The sequence below is a fragment of the Caballeronia ptereochthonis genome, assembly GCF_001545075.1.
In the GTDB taxonomy this organism is placed as follows: domain Bacteria; phylum Pseudomonadota; class Gammaproteobacteria; order Burkholderiales; family Burkholderiaceae; genus Caballeronia; species Caballeronia ptereochthonis.
Map to the genome: position 1 here is coordinate 1 of NZ_FCOB02000027.1, position 17,374 is coordinate 17,374.

Genomic DNA, 17,374 nt, shown 5'->3' on the forward strand with positions numbered 1-17,374 from the left:
CACACGAAGTCGATCGCCTCGCTCGCGGCGAGCGAGTTGTGCGGATCGACGGCCACCTTCGCGCCGACCATGCCGATTGAAATGCCCGGCGCCCGCGCCTTCAGCTTCTCGGCGAAGAGCGCATCGGTCGGAAACGAAGGCGTGCTCGTATGGATGATGACGAGGTCGTACCGTGCGGCGATGTCGAGCGTCGCTTCGACGGAAAGGCCGTCGGCGGGCGCGTCGAGCACGCGGCTGTCGGGGATCAGCGCGGCGGGCTGCGCGAGCCAAGTCGGATACCAGAACGAGCGGATCTCGCGCTTGGCCTGATAGCGCGAGCCGGCGCCGCCGTCGAAGCCGTCGAAGGACGGCGCCTGAAGAAAGAGGGTCTGCTTCATGTTGCGAGGTCTCGTTGAATGCATCACTGGCTGTCGGATGCGTTGGCGTCGTAGCGGTCGCGTGCGTCGTCGAGCGGTATGCGCACGCCGCGCCACACGACGCTCGAACCGAACAATGCCGCGAGCCATTGCAGGCACAGCAGCGCGTCGCGCAGTGGAATGAGCGGCAGGTCGCGCCAGAACGCGCGCCATGAACGCGCGCTGCGAAAGTGCAGCAGCAGCCGTGCGCTCAGGCCGAAAGACGTGCTCAGATCGACGAGGGTGTCCGCCGCCGATTGCGCGAGGTCCGGGCCGTTCTCAAAGCCGAGCCCGAGCAGCGCGCTCGTCAGGAGCCACGGCGTGGTGAACGTGAGGCACAGGAACGCGAAGCCGAGCGGGTTGATCGAGCGGATGGTCCGCAGCCAGCGCGTTTCGCGGCGCCATAGCGAGGCGAGATCGCGCTCGATCACATCGGTGGCGACGACCACTTCCGAGAGCACCGTGCGCAAGCCGAGCTCGCGCGCGTGTTCGGCGAGCCAGTAGTCGTCCGCGAGACAGTCGCGCAAGGCGTCGAAGCCGCCGCTCTTCACGAGCGTATCGCGTCTGAGGGCGATCGTCGCGCCGAAGCCGAAGCGTCCGTATCCGCCCGCGTTCGCCACGTGCACGGAAGGCGCGAACCATTCGTCGATGAACAGCGCGCCCACGCGCGACCAGAAACCGCCTACGCGGCGCCCACGATAGAGGCACGTGACGACGCCGACGTCCGCATCGGCGAGCGGCGCGGTCACGCGCACCAGATAGTCCGGCTCGACGGCGATGTCGCTGTCCGCGATCACGATGACATCGTGCTTCGCGCGCGCGGCGAGATTGATGAGATTGCCGACCTTGCGGTTGCTGCCGTGCGCGGTTCCATCGATGACGAGCTCGATGTCGCGCTCGGGATTTGCGCGCGCGAGCCGACGCACGACATTGACGGCGGGATCGGATTCGCTCGCGACGCCGAACAGCAACTGATATGACGGATGCGTCTGCACGCAGAACGTTTCGAGATTCGCGTACAGGCGCGGCTCCGCGCCGCACAGCGGCTTGAGCACGCTGACGGATTCGTAAGCGCATGCGGGCGAATCCTCGCGCCGGGAAGACGACGCTCCGCGCGAGCCCGGATGCACGAGCGCCGCGATCGCGGCGTGGCACGTCGCCGCGCAGCACAACGCAATGACGATCCACAGCAGGAGCGGAACCGAATGCGCGATCATGGCCGGCTTGCGCGCAGGCTGTGCGGCGCGGATCGAAGAAACGGCGAAAGAAACGGCGGCATGGAAATCCCCGTTGCTGGCATGAACATCGACGGAGCCGACAGGCGTGTGACGAATCCGAAGCCTGCGGCCCGCATGCTTAAGGAATGCTTAAACCCGAAGCACTGCGCATGGTGCGAAATGCTCATGAAAGGCTGGTGAAAAAAAGCCAGGAAAATGTGGCGGGCAAAAAAAACCCGGCGTGAAAGCCGGGCGAAGGGGATCGGGCATGTTCCGAGGTCACACCCGACCGCGTGGCACTCTGCAGGACGCCGCGGAGCGCGGGCACGAATGCGCCGCGCCTTGCCGCGAAACGGCAGGATGCAATTCGGCATGAAGCTGCACGAGCCAGTCGCGCGGGCAAGGACCGGCGATCACGAGCCTGTCTGCCGTCCAGGCGATGCGCCGCGAGGCGCGCGCGGCATCGAACGCGAGCTTCGCGGTGCGCCGCACGATGAGCGCGATGGCCGCCGCGCTCACGAGCGTCGCCGCGCGCACCGCCGTGCTTTCGAGCGCCTGCGCGTGACCCGCGCAGCCGCAGGCGGTGAGCCACGCGGCATCGGACGTGGCGACGCATGAAGCGATCAGCACCACATGGGCGCGCAGGGAAACGAGGACGGACGCTCGCATCGGCAACTCCGAAGCCGCACGGCCGAGGATGGACGCGCTTGATGATATGGTGCGAGGTTGCACCTTATGCGATGCTTAAGCGACCGGCGGGTCGCGCCGATAAGGGGGACATAATGTGCGGTCGCGCGCTTTGCGTTAAGTGGCGCTTAAGCATGCTCGCCGGAGAATCGGCGGCGACCTTGTTCGAGTCCGGAGAAAGCGCATGCGCCTGTTATTGGTGGAGGACGACGAGATGATCGCGGAGACTGTGCTCGCCGCGTTGCGCCGCGCCGGCTATACGGTGGACTGGGCGCAGGACGGCCGCGCGGCGGAGCTTTCGCTCGACAACGACGTGTACGACCTCGTGCTGCTGGACCTGAACCTGCCCAAGCGCGACGGTCTCGAGGTGCTCGCCACCTACCGCAGGAACGGCGGCAACGCGCCCGTGATGATCCTGACCGCCCGGGACGCCGTGGACGATCGCATCCGCGGCCTCGACGCCGGCGCGGACGATTATCTGATGAAACCGTTCGATCTCGACGAGCTCGCCGCCCGCGTGCGCGCGCTGTTGCGACGCCGCACGGGACACAAGCATCCCGTGTACACGCACGGCGAACTGACGCTCGATCCCGCCGCGCACGAAGCCACGAAGGGCGGCGTCGCGCTCAATCTCGTGCCGCGCGAGTTCGCGCTGCTGCAGGCGCTGATCGAGGAGCCGGCGCGTGTGTTCCGTCGCTCCGAGCTGGAAGAGAAGCTCTACGGCTGGGGCGAGGAAGTGGGCAGCAATGCGATCGAAGTCCACGTGCACAGCCTGCGGCGCAAGATCGGCGCGGAAGAGATCGTGACGGTGCGCGGCGTCGGATATCGCCTGAAGAGGACCGGATGACATCGATTCGCCGATGGCTGCTCGGCTGGCTCATCTGCGGACTCGCCATCGCGTGCCTGGCCGCGGGCTTCGGCATGTTCAGCACGGTGCGGCTGGAGGCGGGCGAACTCTTCGATTATGAGCTGCGCACCGTCGCGCTCTCGCTGCCGCACACCATCACCGCCGACGATGTCGCCGAAGGGCGCAATCCCGAGTTGCACGGCATCGCGGACGACCGGCTCGTCATCGACATCTGGGATCGGACGGGGCGTCTCATCTACCACTCTCCGCACGAACCCCCGTTGCCGAGCTTCGGCGAGGGCTTTCAGTCGGCCGATCGCGAGGGCTATCGCTGGCGCGCGTTCGGCGTCGCGCAGCCGGATCGCTTCGTGCAGGTGGCGCAGCCTTACTTCATTCGCGACGATCTCGCCATCACGCTCGCGCTGCGCACCATCTGGCCGCTTGCCGTGCTCATTCCGGTGATCGTCGTGATCGTGCTGGTGGTCGTCGCGCGCGGCCTCTCGCCGGTGCGCTGGCTGTCGCACTCGCTTGCCGCGCGCTCGCCGGAATCGCTCGAACCGATCGCGCTCGCCAAGCCGATGCCGGACGAACTGCGCCCGCTCGTCGAGGCACTGAACGGGCTGCTCGCGCGCTTGCACGAGGCATCGCAGGCACAACGCACGTTCGTCGCGGATGCCGCGCACGAATTGCGCACGCCGCTCGCCGCGCTCAAGTTGCAGATTCAGGGCGCGATCGGCGACGGCTCGCTTCAGGTCGATTGCGCGACGCTCGCGAAGATCGACGGCCGGCTGAATCGGCTCATTCACCTCGCGCAGCAATTGCTCAGCATGGCGCGCGAGGACGCCGCACGCGAAGCCGCCATTGCGCCGATGAGCCTGCGCGCGCTCTGCGAGATTCGCGTGGGCGATTTCTCCTTGCTGGCCGAAGCCAAGTCGATCGATCTGGGCCTGGAGCTGGAGGAAGCGCAGAGCGAAGAGGACGCGTTCACCGTGATGGGCGACATGCACGCGCTCGCCGTGCTCGTGAACAACCTGATCGACAACGCGATTCGCCACACGCAGCCCGGCGGCCGCGTCGACGTGACGCTGCGCCGCGAGGCGAACGGCATCGCGCTGACCGTGCTCGATACCGGTCCGGGCATTCCCGAGAGCGAGATCGAGCGCGTGTGCGACCGCTTCTACCGCTGCGTGGGCACGGCGGGGCAGGGCAGCGGACTCGGGCTCGCGATCGCGCTGCGCGTCGCGCAACGTCATCACGCGATGCTCGAAGTGAAGAACCGCAAGGATGCGAGCGGGCTGATCGTATCGGTGCGCGGCTTGCGCGCAGTGAAGGCGCAGGCGCGCGCGAAGGATATCGTCGGCGGAATGCATGCGTGAATGAAAGCGCAAGAAGCGGGGCGTCGTTCCGTTCCTGCACTACGATGCTGGTAGCTCACGCTTTCATTCACGGATCGCTCTCATGATGAAGCCGCTTGTGCTCTCGGTCTGCGCGTGCGTCGCGCTGCATGCCGCTGCCCATGCGGCGGACGCCGCGGCGCCCGATTCCGCTCCGGCAGCGGTATCCGAGCCCAAAACGCTGAAAGAACGCCTCGGCGACAAAGCCAGCGATGACCAACGCGTAGACAATTGCAAGGTGCCCGCCGACCGGCGCGGCACGAAGGTTCGTCCCGATACGTGCGCGCACTGAAGATCTCGCGATTGTGGTACCGTGCCTGGGCGAACCATTTCGTACAAATTAAGGGAGCCCGCCTTGTCTTCCAACCAAGCCTCTTCCGTTCTGCGCCTCGGCATTCTCGGCGGCGCGAATATCGCAAAGCAATTCACGCGCGACGTCAGGCCGAGCCAGCACGTGCGTGTCGTCGCGGTCGCGAGCCGCAGCGACGACAACGCGAAAGCCTTCGCCGAAGCCAATGGCATCGAATCGTGGTTCGGCAGCTATGACGCGCTGCTCGCGAGCCCGGAGATCGACGCCGTCTACATTCCGCTGCCGAACAGCCTGCACGCCGAGTGGGCGATCAAGGCCGCCGAGCATGGCAAGCACATCCTGTGCGAGAAGCCGCTCGCGCTCGATCGCGACGAAGCGGCGCGCATGTTCGAAGCCGCCGAGCGCAACGGCGTGATGCTGCTCGAATCGTTCCCTTATTACTTTCAGCCGCAGACCGCCGCGATGATGTCGTTGATCGGCGAAGGCGCCATCGGCGAGGTGCGCGCCATTCAGGCGAGCTTCGGCTTCACGGTGGGCAATCCCGGCGCGAACATCCGCATGAAGCCGGAACTCGGCGGCGGCGCGCTGCTCGATGCGGGCAGCTATCCGCTGAGCCTCATTCGCCTCGTGATGGGAAGCGCGCCGCAACGCGTCGACGCGGTGGCGACCTGGGCCGGCAGCAACGTGGATATCAGCCTCATGGCGACGCTCATTTACGCCGACGGCCGGCGCGCGCAGGTCTCGTGCTCGATGGATGCCGCGAACCACCGCCACGCGACGATCATCGGCACGCAGGGCACGATCGATACCGAATACCTCAATCACACGAGTGATCAGACGGCCGGCCATCCATACGGCTATTTGCCGAGCCAGTTGCGCGTGCGGCGCGGCATTCCAAATTCGGTGCCGTTCGAGCCGGTGGAATCGGAGACGGGCAGCGGCTTCTTCTTCGCCGCGGAAAGCTTCGCGCGCATGATCGCCACGCACGACACCGCCGCGATCGAGTATTACGCGCAAGTCAGCCTGGACAATGCCGCGACGCTGGCCGCGATCATCGAGAGCGCCCGCAGCGAGACGGCTGTCACGCTTTGACGCTGCAGAACATTCACGCGCCGCTCAGGCGCGTGTATGCCGGATCAGCGTCGAATCTCAATGCTTCCCCGTCAACGCGATGACAAGATCGAGAAACGCGCGCGTCTTGGCCGGCGGATGATGACGCGACGGATGAAACGCATAGAGCGGAAAGCGCTCGTCGGGCCAGTCGGGGAATAGATCGATCAGCTTGCCTTCGGCAAGCAGGTGCTCGTGGCCGAGCTCGAGAATCTGCGCGATGCCGTGACCCGAGAGTATGGTGCTCAGCATCGTGCCGGGATCGTTGAGCGTCAGGCGGCCGCGCGTCGCCACGGTGATGCGCTTCTTCTTGCGATGAAACTCCCACACGAACGGCCGGCCCGTCTCCGGATCGCGGAACTCGATGCAGCTGTGCGCGTCGTCCGCGAGTGCTTGCGGCGTCGCGGGCTTGCCGCATCGCCTGATATACGACGGCGCGGCGACCGTCCGCACGGGCGTGTCGAGCAGCTTGCGTCCGATGAGACTCGAATTGCGCGGCTCGCCGAAGCGGATCGCGAGATCGAAGCCGTCGGCGATCATGTCGCCGAGCCTGTCGCTCGTGATGAGCTCAAGCTCGACATCGGGATGCGCCTTGAGGAACGCATCGAGCTTCGGCCCGAGCATGAGCCGCGAGAAAATCGGATCGACGTTGACGCGCAGGCGCCCGCGCACGGCTGTCGCGCCGCCGGACGCGGTGGCGGCCGCTTCCTCGAGGCCGACGAGATGCGGCATGACCTGTTCGAAGAAACGTCGGCCGTCATCGGTGAGGGATACGCTGCGGGTAGTGCGGTCGAACAGACGAATCTTCAGACGCGCTTCGAGACGCGCGATGGCGCGGCTCACGCCGGGCTGCGACATGCCGAGGCGATCGCCCGCCGCGGCGAAAGTGCCTGCATCGACGATCGCCGCGAACACGCTGATGCCGTTGAGGATGCGTTCGTTGAAGCCGGCCATTCATGCCTCCGCGTCATCGATGAAATGGCATTCATGTTATCGCGAAGCGCCGCAGGGTGAATCGGTGTGAAGCCCGAACGCCGGCAAAAAAAAGGGCCCCGAAGGGCCCCGCAAATCACTCCAACACGGTCGATCTCATGCGTGCGCCTTGGCGACTTTGTCCACGGCCATCGAGTCGGCGCGCAGGCGCTCGTACTCTTGCTCGCTCATCGGCATTGCATCCTTCTTGCCGAGATCGTTCAGGCGGACACGATACGTCTCACGCGCGCTGTATGCCGCAATCGCAGCGATGATCGTCACGCCGAACGCGATGGCGCCGACCGTCAGCGGGATGTTGTTCGATCCCGGGGGCGCAACCGCCGCGAACAATGCGGGCAGGAGCGCGGTGATCGTCGTGCCGACGTTCTGCGCAATCGCCATCGCCGAGACACGCGAGCGGGTCGGGAACAGTTCCGGGAAGAAGCTCGGGAAAATCGCGTTATAGCCCTGGTACACGATGCCCCACATCAGCAGCGACATCAGGAACGCGAGCGGCACGTTGTGGATGCTGATCGCATACAGATAAACGAATGAGAAGAGACCTGCGAGCAGCGAACCCACGATCATCGGAATACGGCGGCCGATCTTGTCCGACAGATTGCCGACGAACGGAATCACCAGCACCGCGACGATGTTGCCGACGACCGGAATCCACAGATACACGCTCTTGTGGAAGCCGATGCCATACGAGGCCTGCACCGCGTACGCCGCACCGAAGATCGTCGCGACGACGGGAATCACGTTCATCAGCGCCATGCAGACGACGCGGATCATGTCGGGCGTGCTGTTGGTGAACGCTTCCTTGATCGGCGACTTGGGCACATCGCCGTGGGCGCCTTCGGACGTGAACGCCGGCGTTTCATGCACTTCGCGACGGATGATGTAGCCCGCGACGAGAACGAACGCCGAGAGCAGGAACGGCACGCGCCAGCCCCAGGAGTTGAACATGTCTTCCGGCATGAACGCGGCGAGCGGCAGGAACACGGCGGCCGCGAGAATCTGGCCTGCCTGCACGCCTTGCAGCGTGAAGCTCGCGTAATAGCCGCGCCGTCCGAACGGTGCGTGCTCCAGAATCATCGAGCTCGCGCCGGAGATTTCGCCGGCCACCGCGAAGCCCTGGATCAGACGCAGGACCACGAGCAGCGCGGGCGCGAGCATGCCGACGCTGTGGTACGTCGGCAGGAGGCCGACGGCCATCGTCGAGAAGCCCATCAGGAACATGCAGATGAGCAGCACGTTCTTGCGGCCGTGCGTGTCGCCCAGGTGGCCGAGCACGAATGCGCCGATCGGGCGCGCGACATAACCCACGCCGTACGTCGCGAGCGACGCGACGATCGCCACCTTCGGATTGCCCGAGGGGAAGAACAATTGCGGGAAAATGAGTGCTGCTGCCTGGGCGTAAATGAAGAAGTCGTAATACTCCAGCGCCGAGCCGATCCAGCCGCTCGCCGTCGCTTTTTTCGCCTGGCGGCCGCCGTGCGCGTCTTCCTTGGGGCTAGCCATAGAGATGTCTCCGAACAATGGGTTTATGAAGTTGGGCCTAGGGAAACCTGGCCGAGCGGCGGTGCATTCGGTCGTCGGAATACGCGTCGCTCTGAAAGTGATTGGAGAATAAAAGCGCAACCCCTTTCGATCAACGACTTGTGTTAAATTTTGCGCGATTATCGCACGCACGTGTCCGATAATCGATCATTTTGGGGGTTAGCACTAGCAAATGGATTGGGTGTGCCGCCGAAACAAGCCCTTATCCATAACTAAACAGGCACGCCAGCATGACTAAACCTGCACTCGACAAACGTGACTGGATCGCCGGTCTGGAGAAGGGTCTGGCGATCCTCGAAGCCTTCGACGATCAGCACGCGCGCATGACCCCGACGCAGGCCGCGATGCGCACCGGCTTGACGCGCACGGCCGCGCGCCGCTATCTGCTGACGCTCGCGCATCTCGGCTACGTGCAGACGGACGGCAAGCTCTTCAATCTGACGCCACGCGTGCTGCGGGTCGGCTGGTCGTATTTCGAGTCGGCGCGGCTGCCGCGCATCGTGCAGCCTTACTTGCAGCAGCTGAGCGCGTTGATACACGAGTCAGTGTACGTGAGCGTGCTCGACGACTGGGATCTCGTCATCATCGCGCGCAACGGCTCCACGCGCGTGATGACCACGGGCTTCGTGCTCGGCGCGCGCGTGCCGGCCGCGCTGATGTCGGGCGGCATCGCGATGCTCGCGTACAAGGACGAGACATCCGTGCGGCAATGGCTCGATGCGACCGAATTCAAGCCCTTCACGCCGCTCACCATCACCAACCAGGAAAAGCTCTACGAGAAGATTCGCCAGGCGCGCGTGGATGGCTTCGTCGTGATCGAGCAGCAGTTGCAGATGGGGGTGCGAGGCGTCGCCGTGCCGATGAAGAACCGGCATGGCGAGGTGGTGGCGGCGCTGTCGGCGAACATGCCGATCGGAAAGGAAACGAGCGAGGCGACGCTCGCCCGCGTGCTGCAGCCGTTGCAGGAAACGGCGCTGTCGATGTTGAACGTGATCTAGCGTCTATCGTTTCGACCAGAACGCGCGCTGCACGCGCAACACTTCGTCCTCGACTTCCGCGACGGGACCGATCAGGTCGACCGGCTTCTGGCAGTGGTCGAAGACATAGCGCGAGGCGACGCTCATCGTCGGATTCTCGGCGTGGTTGCCCGTGGCTTCGAGCAGGCGCGCTTCGGTAAGCCCGTACACGATGCGGCCGATGTTGGCCCAGTACGCCGTGCCCGCGCACATGCAGCACGGCTCGACGGACGTATAGAGCGTGCAGCCCCAGAGGTATTCGGGCGTGAAGTTGAGCGCCGCGACGCGCGCGAGCACCGACTCCGCGTGATTCACCGTATCGACATTGCCTTGCTCCATCAGCACGGTCTCCTGATCCGGGCCGACGAGAATCGCGCCGAACGGATGATGGCCGAGCAGCGTTGCGCGCTCGGCGACGGCGCTCGCATGCCGCAGATGCCGCACGATCTGTTCGCGTGTGGGCGTGAGACCTTGTGGCGGGAGATCGTCGCGTTGAGGCGCGGGCGCGGTGATGGGCATGGATGCGTCTCCTTCATGTCGATGTCGGCATCGGATGGGCAGGATAGCGCGGCAAAAAGCCCGATGCTTGCGCGCCGGGCGATGGCGGGGATAAGCGCAATGGTGAGGGTTTTCGGGAGCGGGCCGTCGAGCGGCGCCGGAGGCCCGGATTTCAAGGCGCTCCGGCGGGTGCGAGGGCGTCAGAGGTGAGGGTTTTCGGGAACTGTGTTGCGCAGCAGATCGAGGACTCGCGCGTCCTCACTTTTCCCTGATTCCCCGTGCCCAGAATGCTCATCGAGGTCGCAACGACGAAACACGCGACCGCGCTCTCGCTCGGCCTCGGCTCCGCGCCCGTGTACGCGCAAGCGCATCGATAACGACGTGCCCCTCCACGTGCAGCCGCTCGACTTGCGCGAGCTGCACGATCGGCTGAACCTCACCGCCGATCAGGAAGTGCAATGGCAGGCCGCGCTCGACGCGATGCGCGAGAGCCATGCCTCCGCGCGCATGAACGCGGACGAGATGCAGTCGCGCATGCAGACGATGCTCCAGCAGCCGATCCTCGATCTGTCCGCGCTCCATGCGATGCACGAAAAGACCGCGCAGCAGGACGCACCGTTATCCGGGCAATCGTCGAAAGCATGGCTCAAGTTCTATGGCGGCCTGAACGATCAGCAGAAGAAGACATTCAGCGATGCCATCCGGCCGCAGTTCGAGAACATCGCGCATCATCCGGCGCGCCCGTACGATCCGCGCACCGGCCTCTGACGCGATGAGGCTCAGGACCCGCCCGTGAAGATCGGACCTTGCCCGCCCGGCGCGAACACGCGATGAACGCCGTCGCCGGTTGCGCCGCCCTGATCGCGCGCGGCCGGCGTGGGCGCGGGATCGCGCAGCGTGACCGCTGTTTCGGCGGTGATCGGCACGCTCGGCTGCGCAAGCAGCTCGGTCTTGCGCACCGAGCCCGCCGACGTGCCGAAGTAATACCCGATGATGCTGATCCACGCCGTCCCGAGCGCGCCCACCACGACGTTCACCAGATCGCGGTTTGCCTCGGGCAGCGCGCGGAGCGCCATCAACAGCAGAATGCCGAAGAAGCCGCCGGTCACGCACATCGCGAGCACCTTCGGCACCCAGTCCCGGTTCGCGATGCCCATCGCGCGCGCATCGGCGCGATCGCCCGCAGCGATGCGCGCCATGTCCGCCTCGAACGACAGCCGCGCCTGCGCCGCCGCCACGACGAGCTGTTGCAGCTGCAACGCGTTCGCGCTTTCCGCCTGGCTGACTTTCTCGAGCGCGGCGGGATCGTTGAGCGCCGTCGCGACCACATCCGGATCGCTCGGCGTGCCGAGCGCATGCGAAATGATCGCGGCCGCGGCCGTCACGCCGAGCCCGACCGGCCCACCGATGAGACCCGCCAGAAGAGGCGCCTTCGCGCCGATGCTTGCCGCCACTTTCGACCAGTCCATCATGCCGCTCCCAGAAGAAGATTCGTCGCCATGCGCTCGGTCCAGCCGCGGCTGAACGTCGGCCATGCGTGCAGGCCCTTCAGATAACGCAATCGATATGCGGCGAAGCGCATGACGAAGCGCATCGGATCGGCGGCCTTCACGGCGTCGACGGTATCGGGGCCGAACTTGCCGTCTTCCTTCGCGCCCGATGCCTTCTGCATCCACAGCACGACGAGGCCGCCGTTGTAGTTCGCATCGAAGATCTGGAAGGCGACGCGCGGATCGAATTCGTCGAGATGCAGCGGGTCCCAGTACTTCTGCTTGGCGATGCGTTTCGCGAGATCGAGCGGCAGGTCCTTCATTGCGCCCGCGTAGCCATAGCCGCGCGCGACGCGCGCCGTCACGCCCCACATCGTTTCGCCGCCCGGGTCCGCCGGATTGAACGAGTAGCCGCCTTCGCTTCCGATGAGCGCTTCGAAGGCGTCGTCGAAGTTGTTCATGTGATCTCCTTGGCGCCTGCATGTGCCGCCGGAACCTCGTCATCGCGGCGCCGGAAGAAACGGGCCGGCGCGCGAGGCGGCCGGCCCGGTCGCATCAAGTCAGTGGCAGGCAGTCATGACGCGACGGCAAGCACATATGCATCGGCTGTGCCAGTGAGCGCGTTTTCGCGCGCGAGGCTTATGGAACAAGGCTCGTGCGACGCAAGGAGATCAGGGAGAAAAGCGAACTGTCGTGCGCTGAGCGACGCTTTGCGGCGTGTCTGTTCGCGCGGCGCAGACAGTGCTCAGTGCGCGGCAGTCGCCAGAGAAGGATCGGCTTCGCGCTCGCCGGTGCGAATCGCGATGACGGCAAGCAGCGCCGCCGCGAGCGGCACGGCGAGCATCAGATAGAAGCCGCCCGGGCCGCCCATGTTGAGGAACGTGCCGCCGACGGCCGAGCCTGCGATCGCGCCCACGCGTCCCATGCCGATGGCCCAGCCGGTGGCGGTCGCGCGCAGCGTCGTCGGATAGGCGCCGACCACGAGATAGTTGAGCGCGATCTGCTGTCCGCCGATGCCGAGCCCCGCCGCGCCCGCGAGCGTGAACACGAGCCCCCACGACGTGCCCGCATACGCGAGCCCGATCGCGATCGCGATGCCGAGCGCGAGCAGCGCGATCAGCAGGCGGCGCGTGCTGATCTTCGGCAGGACGATGGAAAGCGGAATCGCGCAGACGATGAATACCGCGTTCACCACCACCGTGCCGAGCGGCGCGTGCGCGGCGGGCAGCCCCGCGGCCTTCAGCACGGTCGGCAGCCACGAGAGGAACATGAACCATGCAATCCAGTTGAAGAAATAGACGGCCCAGATCGCGACGGTGTTGCGCGCGTTGCCTTCGCGAAAGAGCGCGCCGACGCTTGCGCGCGCAGCGCCTTCCCGGACGGCGAAGCGCGCGTCCTGCGCGAGCGGCTGCGACACGATGCGCGCAAGCGTAGCGCGCACCGCGCGGTGATCGTCGCGCGAACGCGTGACGAGGTATTGCAGTGACTCGGGCAGCATGAACCAGAGCAGCACGAGCAATGCGAGCGGCGCGGCCCCGCCGACGACGAACACGCCCTGCCAGCCGATCGCGGGCATCATGCGCGCGGCGAGCAGGCCGCCCGCCATCGCGCCAGCGGGCAGGCCGAGCAGCACGCCCGTCATGATCGCGCCGCGATGCCGCGCCGGTCCGTACTCCGCCGCGAGCGCGAGCAGCACCGGCGTGCAGCCGCCCATGCCGAGTCCCGCGATGAAGCGCAACACGAGAATTTGCGGCGTGCTGTGCGCGAATGCCGTCGCGAGCGACGCGATGCTGAACAACGCGACACCGCCGAGCAGCGCGGGACGCCGCCCCAGCCGGTCGCCGACGAGCCCGAGCGTCATCGCGCCGATGGTCATGCCGAGCGTGCCCGCGATCAGGATCGGTGCGAGATCGCCGGGAGCGAGATTGAAAGCCGCGACGATCGCCGGACCGGTGTACGCGATGGCTTGCGTATCGAAGCCGTCGAAGAGCGTGGTCGCGAAGCAGAGCAAGAAGATCGTCCACTGAAAAGGACGGATGCGCTCCTGGTCGATCAGCGACGCGATATCGAGAGGGGTGCTCATGGTGTCTCCGTTATGGGTTCTGCGTGGGAGAGTAAGAGAGCAACGCGCATCGCGTCCAATACCGAAATGGACTGAGCCCATACCGCACGGGTATGGGCGCGCTCATTCATCGCTCATTCTGCGCTCCTACGATGCAAAGCATCCAGGCGGCACGCTCCCGATCAAAAGGATCGCACCGCTTTCCGTAGAGGCATTCCATTCAGGAGAAAAGCCATGCGCCACTATCCATCGGACAGTCCCCGCGCGGCGGCGCGCATCGTCGTGATGTCGCTGATCGCGGACGGACATATCGGCAGCGTCGAAATCGAGGAGCTCGAGCGGCGCGGATTCTATGCGCGGCTCGGGCTTCCTGCCGGCGAGTTGCACGAGATCGTGCGCGAGGTGTGCGAGGACCTCACGTGCGCGTCGTATCTCACGTGGGACGAGGTGTGCCGCATCGATGCGCACGTCTTGCAACTGCTCGCGGGCGAAGTGCGCGACGAGCGCATGAGGCGCGACGTGCTCGCGCTCTGCGAAACGGCGGCCGTCGCGGACGGCATCGTCACTTGCACCGAAGCCGCCGTGCTCGATGCGGTGAAGCGCGCATGGCGCATGCACTGAATCACGCGTACAACAGGAGACGACATCATGCAAAAGCACATTCTCGTCGCGGTAGGCCCGGGCTTCAGCCATGCCGCGCTCGCGCTCGGCATCGCGCGGGCCCGCGAATGCAACACGCGTCTGACGGCGCTTCATGTGGTGGATCGCATGCCGTTCTGGGCGGTATCGTCCGTGCAGTACGACTGCGGCGCGGCGCTCGCGTATGTCGAGGAGCATGCGCGCGAAGTCGAAAAGCGCACACTGCAGGCGATACACGCATCGAGCGTGAACGGCGCCTGCGTGACGATGGACCTGCCGAACGGCACGACGCTCGCGCGCGTGATCGCGCAGGCGGCGCGCGAGTTCGACGCCGATCTCATCGTGATTGGCCGCGCGAAGGGCACGAGCTGGCGCTTCTGGGAAGAGCGCGTGTCCGATGCGGTGAGCCGCTATAGCAACCGTCGCGTGCTGATCGCATCGAACCATGAGGGCAATGAAGCGGCCGTTGAAACAAAAGCGACACCGTTGCGTTTTACTATCGTCGATTCCACGCAGCGCACACCAGTCCCATCGTACAGTTCGAGAGGAAGCTCGCCATGCCGGACCGCATCGTCAAACCGTCCCGACGCACGTTATTGAAGGGTCTCGTTTCCGGCACGGGGCTCGCGCTCACGGGCGCGGGCCTCGCCGACGCACTCGCGCAGGGCGTCGCGCCCGCCGTCGTCACCTCCGACAAGTTGCGTCCGCAACTACCCGGCGGCGTCATGAGCGGCGACGTCACCGCGACGAGCGGCATCGTCTGGAGCCGCACGGACCGGCCGGCGCGCATGATCGTCGAATACTCGACGAGCGAGAGTTTCAGGACCTTTCAGCGGCGCGTCGGACCGGCGGCGCTCGACGGCAGCGACTTCACGGCGCGCGTCGATCTGACCGACCTGCCGCCCGGCGCCGACGTGTTCTATCGCGTGCGCTTCCAGGATCTCGTCGACGGCAAGGCGTACAGCGAGCCGGTGACGGGGCGCTTGCGCACGGCATCGCTCGATGCGGGCAAGCCGATCTGCTTCGTCTTCTCGGGCGACGAGGCGGGGCAGGGCTGGGGCATCAACGAGCGCTTCGGCGGCTATCGCATCTATGAGGCGATGCGTCGCGAGTCGCCGGACTTCTTCATTCACCAGGGCGACCAGATCTACGCGGACGGACCGATCGAAGCCGAAATGCGCCTGCCCGACGGCACGATGTGGACCAACATCGTCACCGAGGGCAAGTCGCATGTCGCGCAGACGCTCGACGATTATCGCGCGGCCTTCGCCTACAACCAGCTCGACCGGAACAAGCGCCGCTTCGCCGCCGAAGTGCCGTTCCTCGTGCAATGGGACGATCACGAAGTGCGCAACAACTGGTATCCGGGACAACAGATCGGCGAAGCGGAGAAGCGCTACCAGACGCGTGCGATCAATCTGCTCGAGGCGCGCGCGAAGCAGGCGATGTTCGAGTACAACCCGTATCGCATCAATCAGCTCGATCCGGAGCAGGTCTATCGCGGCTTTCAGTTCGGCCCGCTGCTCGATGTGTTCATGCTCGACGAGCGTTCGTATCGCGGCCCGAATTCACCGAACAGACAGACCCGTCTCGATGCGGACTCGGCCTTTCTCGGCTCGCAGCAGACCGCGTGGCTCAAGGCGTCGCTGAAGGCTTCGCGCGCGACCTGGAAAGTGATCGCGAGCGACATGCCGATCTCGCTCGTCGTGCCCGACGCGAATCCCGATGTGCCGAAGGGCACGTTCGAGGCATGGGCCAACGCGGACAACGGCGCGCCGCTCGGCCGCGAGCTCGAACTGAAGGAGATTCTCGGCTTCATCAAACAGGAAGACATCAGGAACGTCGTGTGGATCACGGCGGACGTGCACTACGCGCAGGCGACGCATTACGATCCGTCGCGCGCGAAGTTCACCGACTTCAAGCCGTTCTGGGAATTCGTGGGCGGACCGATCAACGCGGGCACCTTCGGTCCCAACGATCTCGACACGACCTTCGGTCCGGAGCTGCGCTACTTGAGCGTGCCGAAGGACAATCCGCAGAACCGCTCGCCCGCGGCGCTGCAACAGTTCTATGGCCGCGCGAAGATCGATCCCGCGAGCCGCGCGATGACCGTCTCGCTGCACGACCTGAACGGCCGCTCGCTCTACGAAGTCACGCTCGACGCCGAAGCCTGAGGCTCGGCGCGGTCGATGCAGCGCAGGCCGGCGAGCGTCGCCTCGATGGCTTCGTCGAGCGGCGTATGCGGTTCGTGGCCGAGCGTCGCGACGAGCCGAGCGTTGTCCATGCGGATCGGCGTGCGCCATAGATAGCGCATCTCGCGCATTTCGCGGAACGTCGCGTTGAACGGTGACGAGAGCGTGAGCAGCCACCACGGAAACGCCCCGACGCGCGGCGCGTATCCCGCGCGGCGCTCGACCACGCGCTGGATGGCGGCGGCGAACCGCGTGCCGTCTTCGTCCCAGTGGCCGCCCATGTGAAAGTGCGCGAACGGTTCGAGCGCATCGCGTCGAGCGAGCAGTTCGACCATCGCGCGCGCCACGTCCGGCAAGTACGACCACTGATGCCCGACGCCGCGCGCGCCCGGATAGCTGATCGTGCCGACCGGCTTGCCCGGCTTTATCAGCCCTTGCGAGAACCAGTTGTTGCCCGCCTTCGGGCCGAAGAAGTCGCCGGCGCGCACGATCAGCACGCGCGCGCCTTCATCGCTCGCACGCTTCAGTCGCGCTTCCATCTCGACGCGAATCGCGCCCTTGCGCGTGACCGGATGCTGCAGCGAATCCTCGCTCAGCAGCGGGAACGCGTCGGGTCCGAAGTTGTAGATCGTGCCCGGCAACACGATGGTCGCGCGCGCGCTTTTCGCCGCTGCGATGGTGTTGTCGAGCATCGGCAGCACGAGCTCGGCCCAGTGCCTGTAGCCCGGTGGATTCACCGCGTGCACGATCACCGCGCAGCCACGCGCCGCGCGGGCCACCTCTTCGCGATTCATTGCGTCACCCTGGATCCATTCGATGCGGTCTTCGTCTGCATTCGACTTCGGCGCGCCGCGACGCAGGCCGCGCACGTGCCAGCCCGCGTCGCGCAACTGCCGCGCGAGCTCGCCGCCGATGCCGACCGTCGCGCCCAGTACCAGAACCGATTCTTCCTGTGCCATGCCGTACTCCGATCCCTATGTCG

At 65.7% G+C, this 17,374-nt stretch carries 19 protein-coding genes and 1 pseudogene; 10 read left to right on the forward strand and 10 right to left on the reverse strand.

Annotated features, from left to right (window positions below):
- Positions 1-377: pseudogene (locus AWB83_RS25505) on the reverse strand (hopanoid biosynthesis associated radical SAM protein HpnJ); the annotation flags it as partial.
- A gap of 23 nt (positions 378-400) precedes the next feature.
- Entirely contained in the window at positions 401-1,612 is a 1,212-nt protein-coding gene (hpnI, locus tag AWB83_RS25510) for a bacteriohopanetetrol glucosamine biosynthesis glycosyltransferase HpnI (RefSeq protein WP_087048407.1), read from the reverse strand.
- Between hpnI and AWB83_RS36230 the strand changes: the two genes are divergently transcribed.
- A complete protein-coding gene (locus AWB83_RS36230; RefSeq protein WP_143750108.1) occupies positions 1,601-1,813 on the forward strand; it encodes a hypothetical protein in 213 nt (70 codons plus the stop codon). The genes hpnI and AWB83_RS36230 overlap by 12 nt on opposite strands.
- Positions 1,814-1,891: 78 nt before the next feature.
- Here the strand turns inward: AWB83_RS36230 and AWB83_RS25515 are convergent, their stop codons facing one another.
- Positions 1,892-2,281, reverse strand: a complete 390-nt coding sequence (locus tag AWB83_RS25515; RefSeq protein ID WP_143750109.1) for a hypothetical protein — start codon at positions 2,279-2,281, stop codon at positions 1,892-1,894.
- A gap of 202 nt (positions 2,282-2,483) precedes the next feature.
- Between AWB83_RS25515 and AWB83_RS25520 the strand changes: the two genes are divergently transcribed.
- From AWB83_RS25520 to AWB83_RS25535, 4 genes are all read left to right on the forward strand, one after another.
- A complete protein-coding gene (locus tag AWB83_RS25520) occupies positions 2,484-3,146 on the forward strand; it encodes a response regulator (protein ID WP_087048409.1) in 663 nt (220 codons plus the stop codon).
- A complete protein-coding gene (locus tag AWB83_RS25525; RefSeq protein ID WP_087048410.1) occupies positions 3,143-4,522 on the forward strand; it encodes an ATP-binding protein in 1,380 nt (459 codons plus the stop codon). The genes AWB83_RS25520 and AWB83_RS25525 overlap by 4 nt, the downstream gene beginning before the upstream one ends.
- 82 nt (positions 4,523-4,604) lie before the next feature.
- Positions 4,605-4,832 carry a hypothetical protein gene (locus tag AWB83_RS25530; RefSeq protein ID WP_087048411.1) on the forward strand — a complete coding sequence of 76 codons (228 nt, stop codon included), beginning with the start codon at positions 4,605-4,607 and terminating at the stop codon, positions 4,830-4,832.
- Between the two features lie 63 nt (positions 4,833-4,895).
- Positions 4,896-5,942 (forward strand): Gfo/Idh/MocA family protein, encoded by a 1,047-nt coding sequence (locus AWB83_RS25535; RefSeq protein WP_087048412.1) that lies wholly within the window; start codon positions 4,896-4,898, stop codon positions 5,940-5,942.
- Between the two features lie 57 nt (positions 5,943-5,999).
- Here AWB83_RS25535 and AWB83_RS25540 read toward each other — a convergent pair whose 3' ends face one another.
- Together AWB83_RS25540 and AWB83_RS25545 are read right to left on the reverse strand one after the other, a co-directional pair.
- Positions 6,000-6,914, reverse strand: coding sequence for a LysR family transcriptional regulator (locus AWB83_RS25540; protein WP_087048413.1), 915 nt, complete (start codon positions 6,912-6,914; stop codon positions 6,000-6,002).
- A 135-nt stretch (positions 6,915-7,049) separates the two neighbouring features.
- Positions 7,050-8,456: an MFS transporter gene (locus AWB83_RS25545; RefSeq protein ID WP_087048414.1), complete on the reverse strand. Its 1,407-nt coding sequence runs from the start codon at positions 8,454-8,456 to the stop codon at positions 7,050-7,052.
- Positions 8,457-8,725: 269 nt separating this feature from the next.
- Here AWB83_RS25545 and AWB83_RS25550 point away from each other — a divergent pair, with 269 nt between their 5' ends.
- Positions 8,726-9,493 (forward strand): IclR family transcriptional regulator domain-containing protein, encoded by a 768-nt coding sequence (locus AWB83_RS25550; RefSeq protein WP_087048415.1) that lies wholly within the window; start codon positions 8,726-8,728, stop codon positions 9,491-9,493.
- 3 nt (positions 9,494-9,496) lie between these two features.
- Here the strand turns inward: AWB83_RS25550 and AWB83_RS25555 are convergent, their stop codons facing one another.
- Complete coding sequence (locus AWB83_RS25555; protein ID WP_087048416.1) at positions 9,497-10,030, reverse strand: nucleoside deaminase; 534 nt, start codon at positions 10,028-10,030, stop codon at positions 9,497-9,499.
- Positions 10,031-10,390: 360 nt separating this feature from the next.
- Between AWB83_RS25555 and AWB83_RS25560 the strand changes: the two genes are divergently transcribed.
- Complete coding sequence (locus AWB83_RS25560; RefSeq protein ID WP_159463078.1) at positions 10,391-10,777, forward strand: Spy/CpxP family protein refolding chaperone; 387 nt, start codon at positions 10,391-10,393, stop codon at positions 10,775-10,777.
- Positions 10,778-10,788: 11 nt separating this feature from the next.
- Here the strand turns inward: AWB83_RS25560 and AWB83_RS25565 are convergent, their stop codons facing one another.
- From AWB83_RS25565 to AWB83_RS25575, 3 genes are all read right to left on the reverse strand, one after another.
- Positions 10,789-11,478 (reverse strand): hypothetical protein, encoded by a 690-nt coding sequence (locus tag AWB83_RS25565; RefSeq protein WP_087048418.1) that lies wholly within the window; start codon positions 11,476-11,478, stop codon positions 10,789-10,791.
- Entirely contained in the window at positions 11,478-11,960 is a 483-nt protein-coding gene (locus AWB83_RS25570; RefSeq protein ID WP_087048419.1) for a glycoside hydrolase family 108 protein, read from the reverse strand. The genes AWB83_RS25565 and AWB83_RS25570 overlap by 1 nt, the downstream gene beginning before the upstream one ends.
- A 284-nt stretch (positions 11,961-12,244) precedes the next feature.
- Positions 12,245-13,582, reverse strand: a complete 1,338-nt coding sequence (locus AWB83_RS25575) for an MFS transporter (protein WP_087048420.1) — start codon at positions 13,580-13,582, stop codon at positions 12,245-12,247.
- A gap of 213 nt (positions 13,583-13,795) precedes the next feature.
- Between AWB83_RS25575 and AWB83_RS25580 the strand changes: the two genes are divergently transcribed.
- Genes AWB83_RS25580 through AWB83_RS25590 form a run of 3 tightly spaced genes read left to right on the forward strand, consistent with a single transcriptional unit; the run spans position 13,796 to position 16,374 of the window.
- Entirely contained in the window at positions 13,796-14,182 is a 387-nt protein-coding gene (locus AWB83_RS25580) for a tellurite resistance TerB family protein (protein WP_087048421.1), read from the forward strand.
- Positions 14,183-14,209: 27 nt separating this feature from the next.
- On the forward strand, positions 14,210-14,800 hold the full coding sequence (locus AWB83_RS25585) for a universal stress protein (RefSeq protein WP_087048422.1): 591 nt from the start codon (positions 14,210-14,212) through the stop codon (positions 14,798-14,800).
- Positions 14,758-16,374: an alkaline phosphatase D family protein gene (locus AWB83_RS25590; protein WP_087048423.1), complete on the forward strand. Its 1,617-nt coding sequence runs from the start codon at positions 14,758-14,760 to the stop codon at positions 16,372-16,374. Before AWB83_RS25585 ends, AWB83_RS25590 begins: the two co-directional genes overlap by 43 nt.
- Here AWB83_RS25590 and AWB83_RS25595 read toward each other — a convergent pair.
- Complete coding sequence (locus AWB83_RS25595) at positions 16,344-17,351, reverse strand: NAD-dependent epimerase/dehydratase family protein (protein WP_087048424.1); 1,008 nt, start codon at positions 17,349-17,351, stop codon at positions 16,344-16,346. The two genes, AWB83_RS25590 and AWB83_RS25595, sit on opposite strands and share 31 nt — an antisense overlap.
- Between the last annotated feature and the right edge of the window lie 23 nt (positions 17,352-17,374).

Excerpts from the sequence above, each read along its gene's own strand:
- AWB83_RS25590 (WP_087048423.1), top strand. The coding sequence starts at position 14,758 with ATGCCGGACCGCATCGTCAAACCGTCCCGACGCACGTTATTGAAGGGT.
- AWB83_RS25515 (WP_143750109.1), bottom strand. The coding sequence starts at position 2,281 with ATGCGAGCGTCCGTCCTCGTTTCCCTGCGCGCCCATGTGGTGCTGATC.
- AWB83_RS36230 (WP_143750108.1), top strand. The coding sequence starts at position 1,601 with ATGCGCGATCATGGCCGGCTTGCGCGCAGGCTGTGCGGCGCGGATCGA.
- hpnI (WP_087048407.1), bottom strand. The coding sequence starts at position 1,612 with ATGATCGCGCATTCGGTTCCGCTCCTGCTGTGGATCGTCATTGCGTTG.
- AWB83_RS25570 (WP_087048419.1), bottom strand. The coding sequence starts at position 11,960 with ATGAACAACTTCGACGACGCCTTCGAAGCGCTCATCGGAAGCGAAGGC.
- AWB83_RS25550 (WP_087048415.1), top strand. The coding sequence starts at position 8,726 with ATGACTAAACCTGCACTCGACAAACGTGACTGGATCGCCGGTCTGGAG.
- AWB83_RS25540 (WP_087048413.1), bottom strand. The coding sequence starts at position 6,914 with ATGGCCGGCTTCAACGAACGCATCCTCAACGGCATCAGCGTGTTCGCG.
- AWB83_RS25555 (WP_087048416.1), bottom strand. The coding sequence starts at position 10,030 with ATGCCCATCACCGCGCCCGCGCCTCAACGCGACGATCTCCCGCCACAA.
- AWB83_RS25575 (WP_087048420.1), bottom strand. The coding sequence starts at position 13,582 with ATGAGCACCCCTCTCGATATCGCGTCGCTGATCGACCAGGAGCGCATC.
- AWB83_RS25585 (WP_087048422.1), top strand. The coding sequence starts at position 14,210 with ATGCAAAAGCACATTCTCGTCGCGGTAGGCCCGGGCTTCAGCCATGCC.
- AWB83_RS25520 (WP_087048409.1), top strand. The coding sequence starts at position 2,484 with ATGCGCCTGTTATTGGTGGAGGACGACGAGATGATCGCGGAGACTGTG.
- AWB83_RS25530 (WP_087048411.1), top strand. The coding sequence starts at position 4,605 with ATGATGAAGCCGCTTGTGCTCTCGGTCTGCGCGTGCGTCGCGCTGCAT.
- AWB83_RS25595 (WP_087048424.1), bottom strand. The coding sequence starts at position 17,351 with ATGGCACAGGAAGAATCGGTTCTGGTACTGGGCGCGACGGTCGGCATC.
- AWB83_RS25525 (WP_087048410.1), top strand. The coding sequence starts at position 3,143 with ATGACATCGATTCGCCGATGGCTGCTCGGCTGGCTCATCTGCGGACTC.
- AWB83_RS25565 (WP_087048418.1), bottom strand. The coding sequence starts at position 11,478 with ATGGACTGGTCGAAAGTGGCGGCAAGCATCGGCGCGAAGGCGCCTCTT.
- AWB83_RS25580 (WP_087048421.1), top strand. The coding sequence starts at position 13,796 with ATGCGCCACTATCCATCGGACAGTCCCCGCGCGGCGGCGCGCATCGTC.
- AWB83_RS25545 (WP_087048414.1), bottom strand. The coding sequence starts at position 8,456 with ATGGCTAGCCCCAAGGAAGACGCGCACGGCGGCCGCCAGGCGAAAAAA.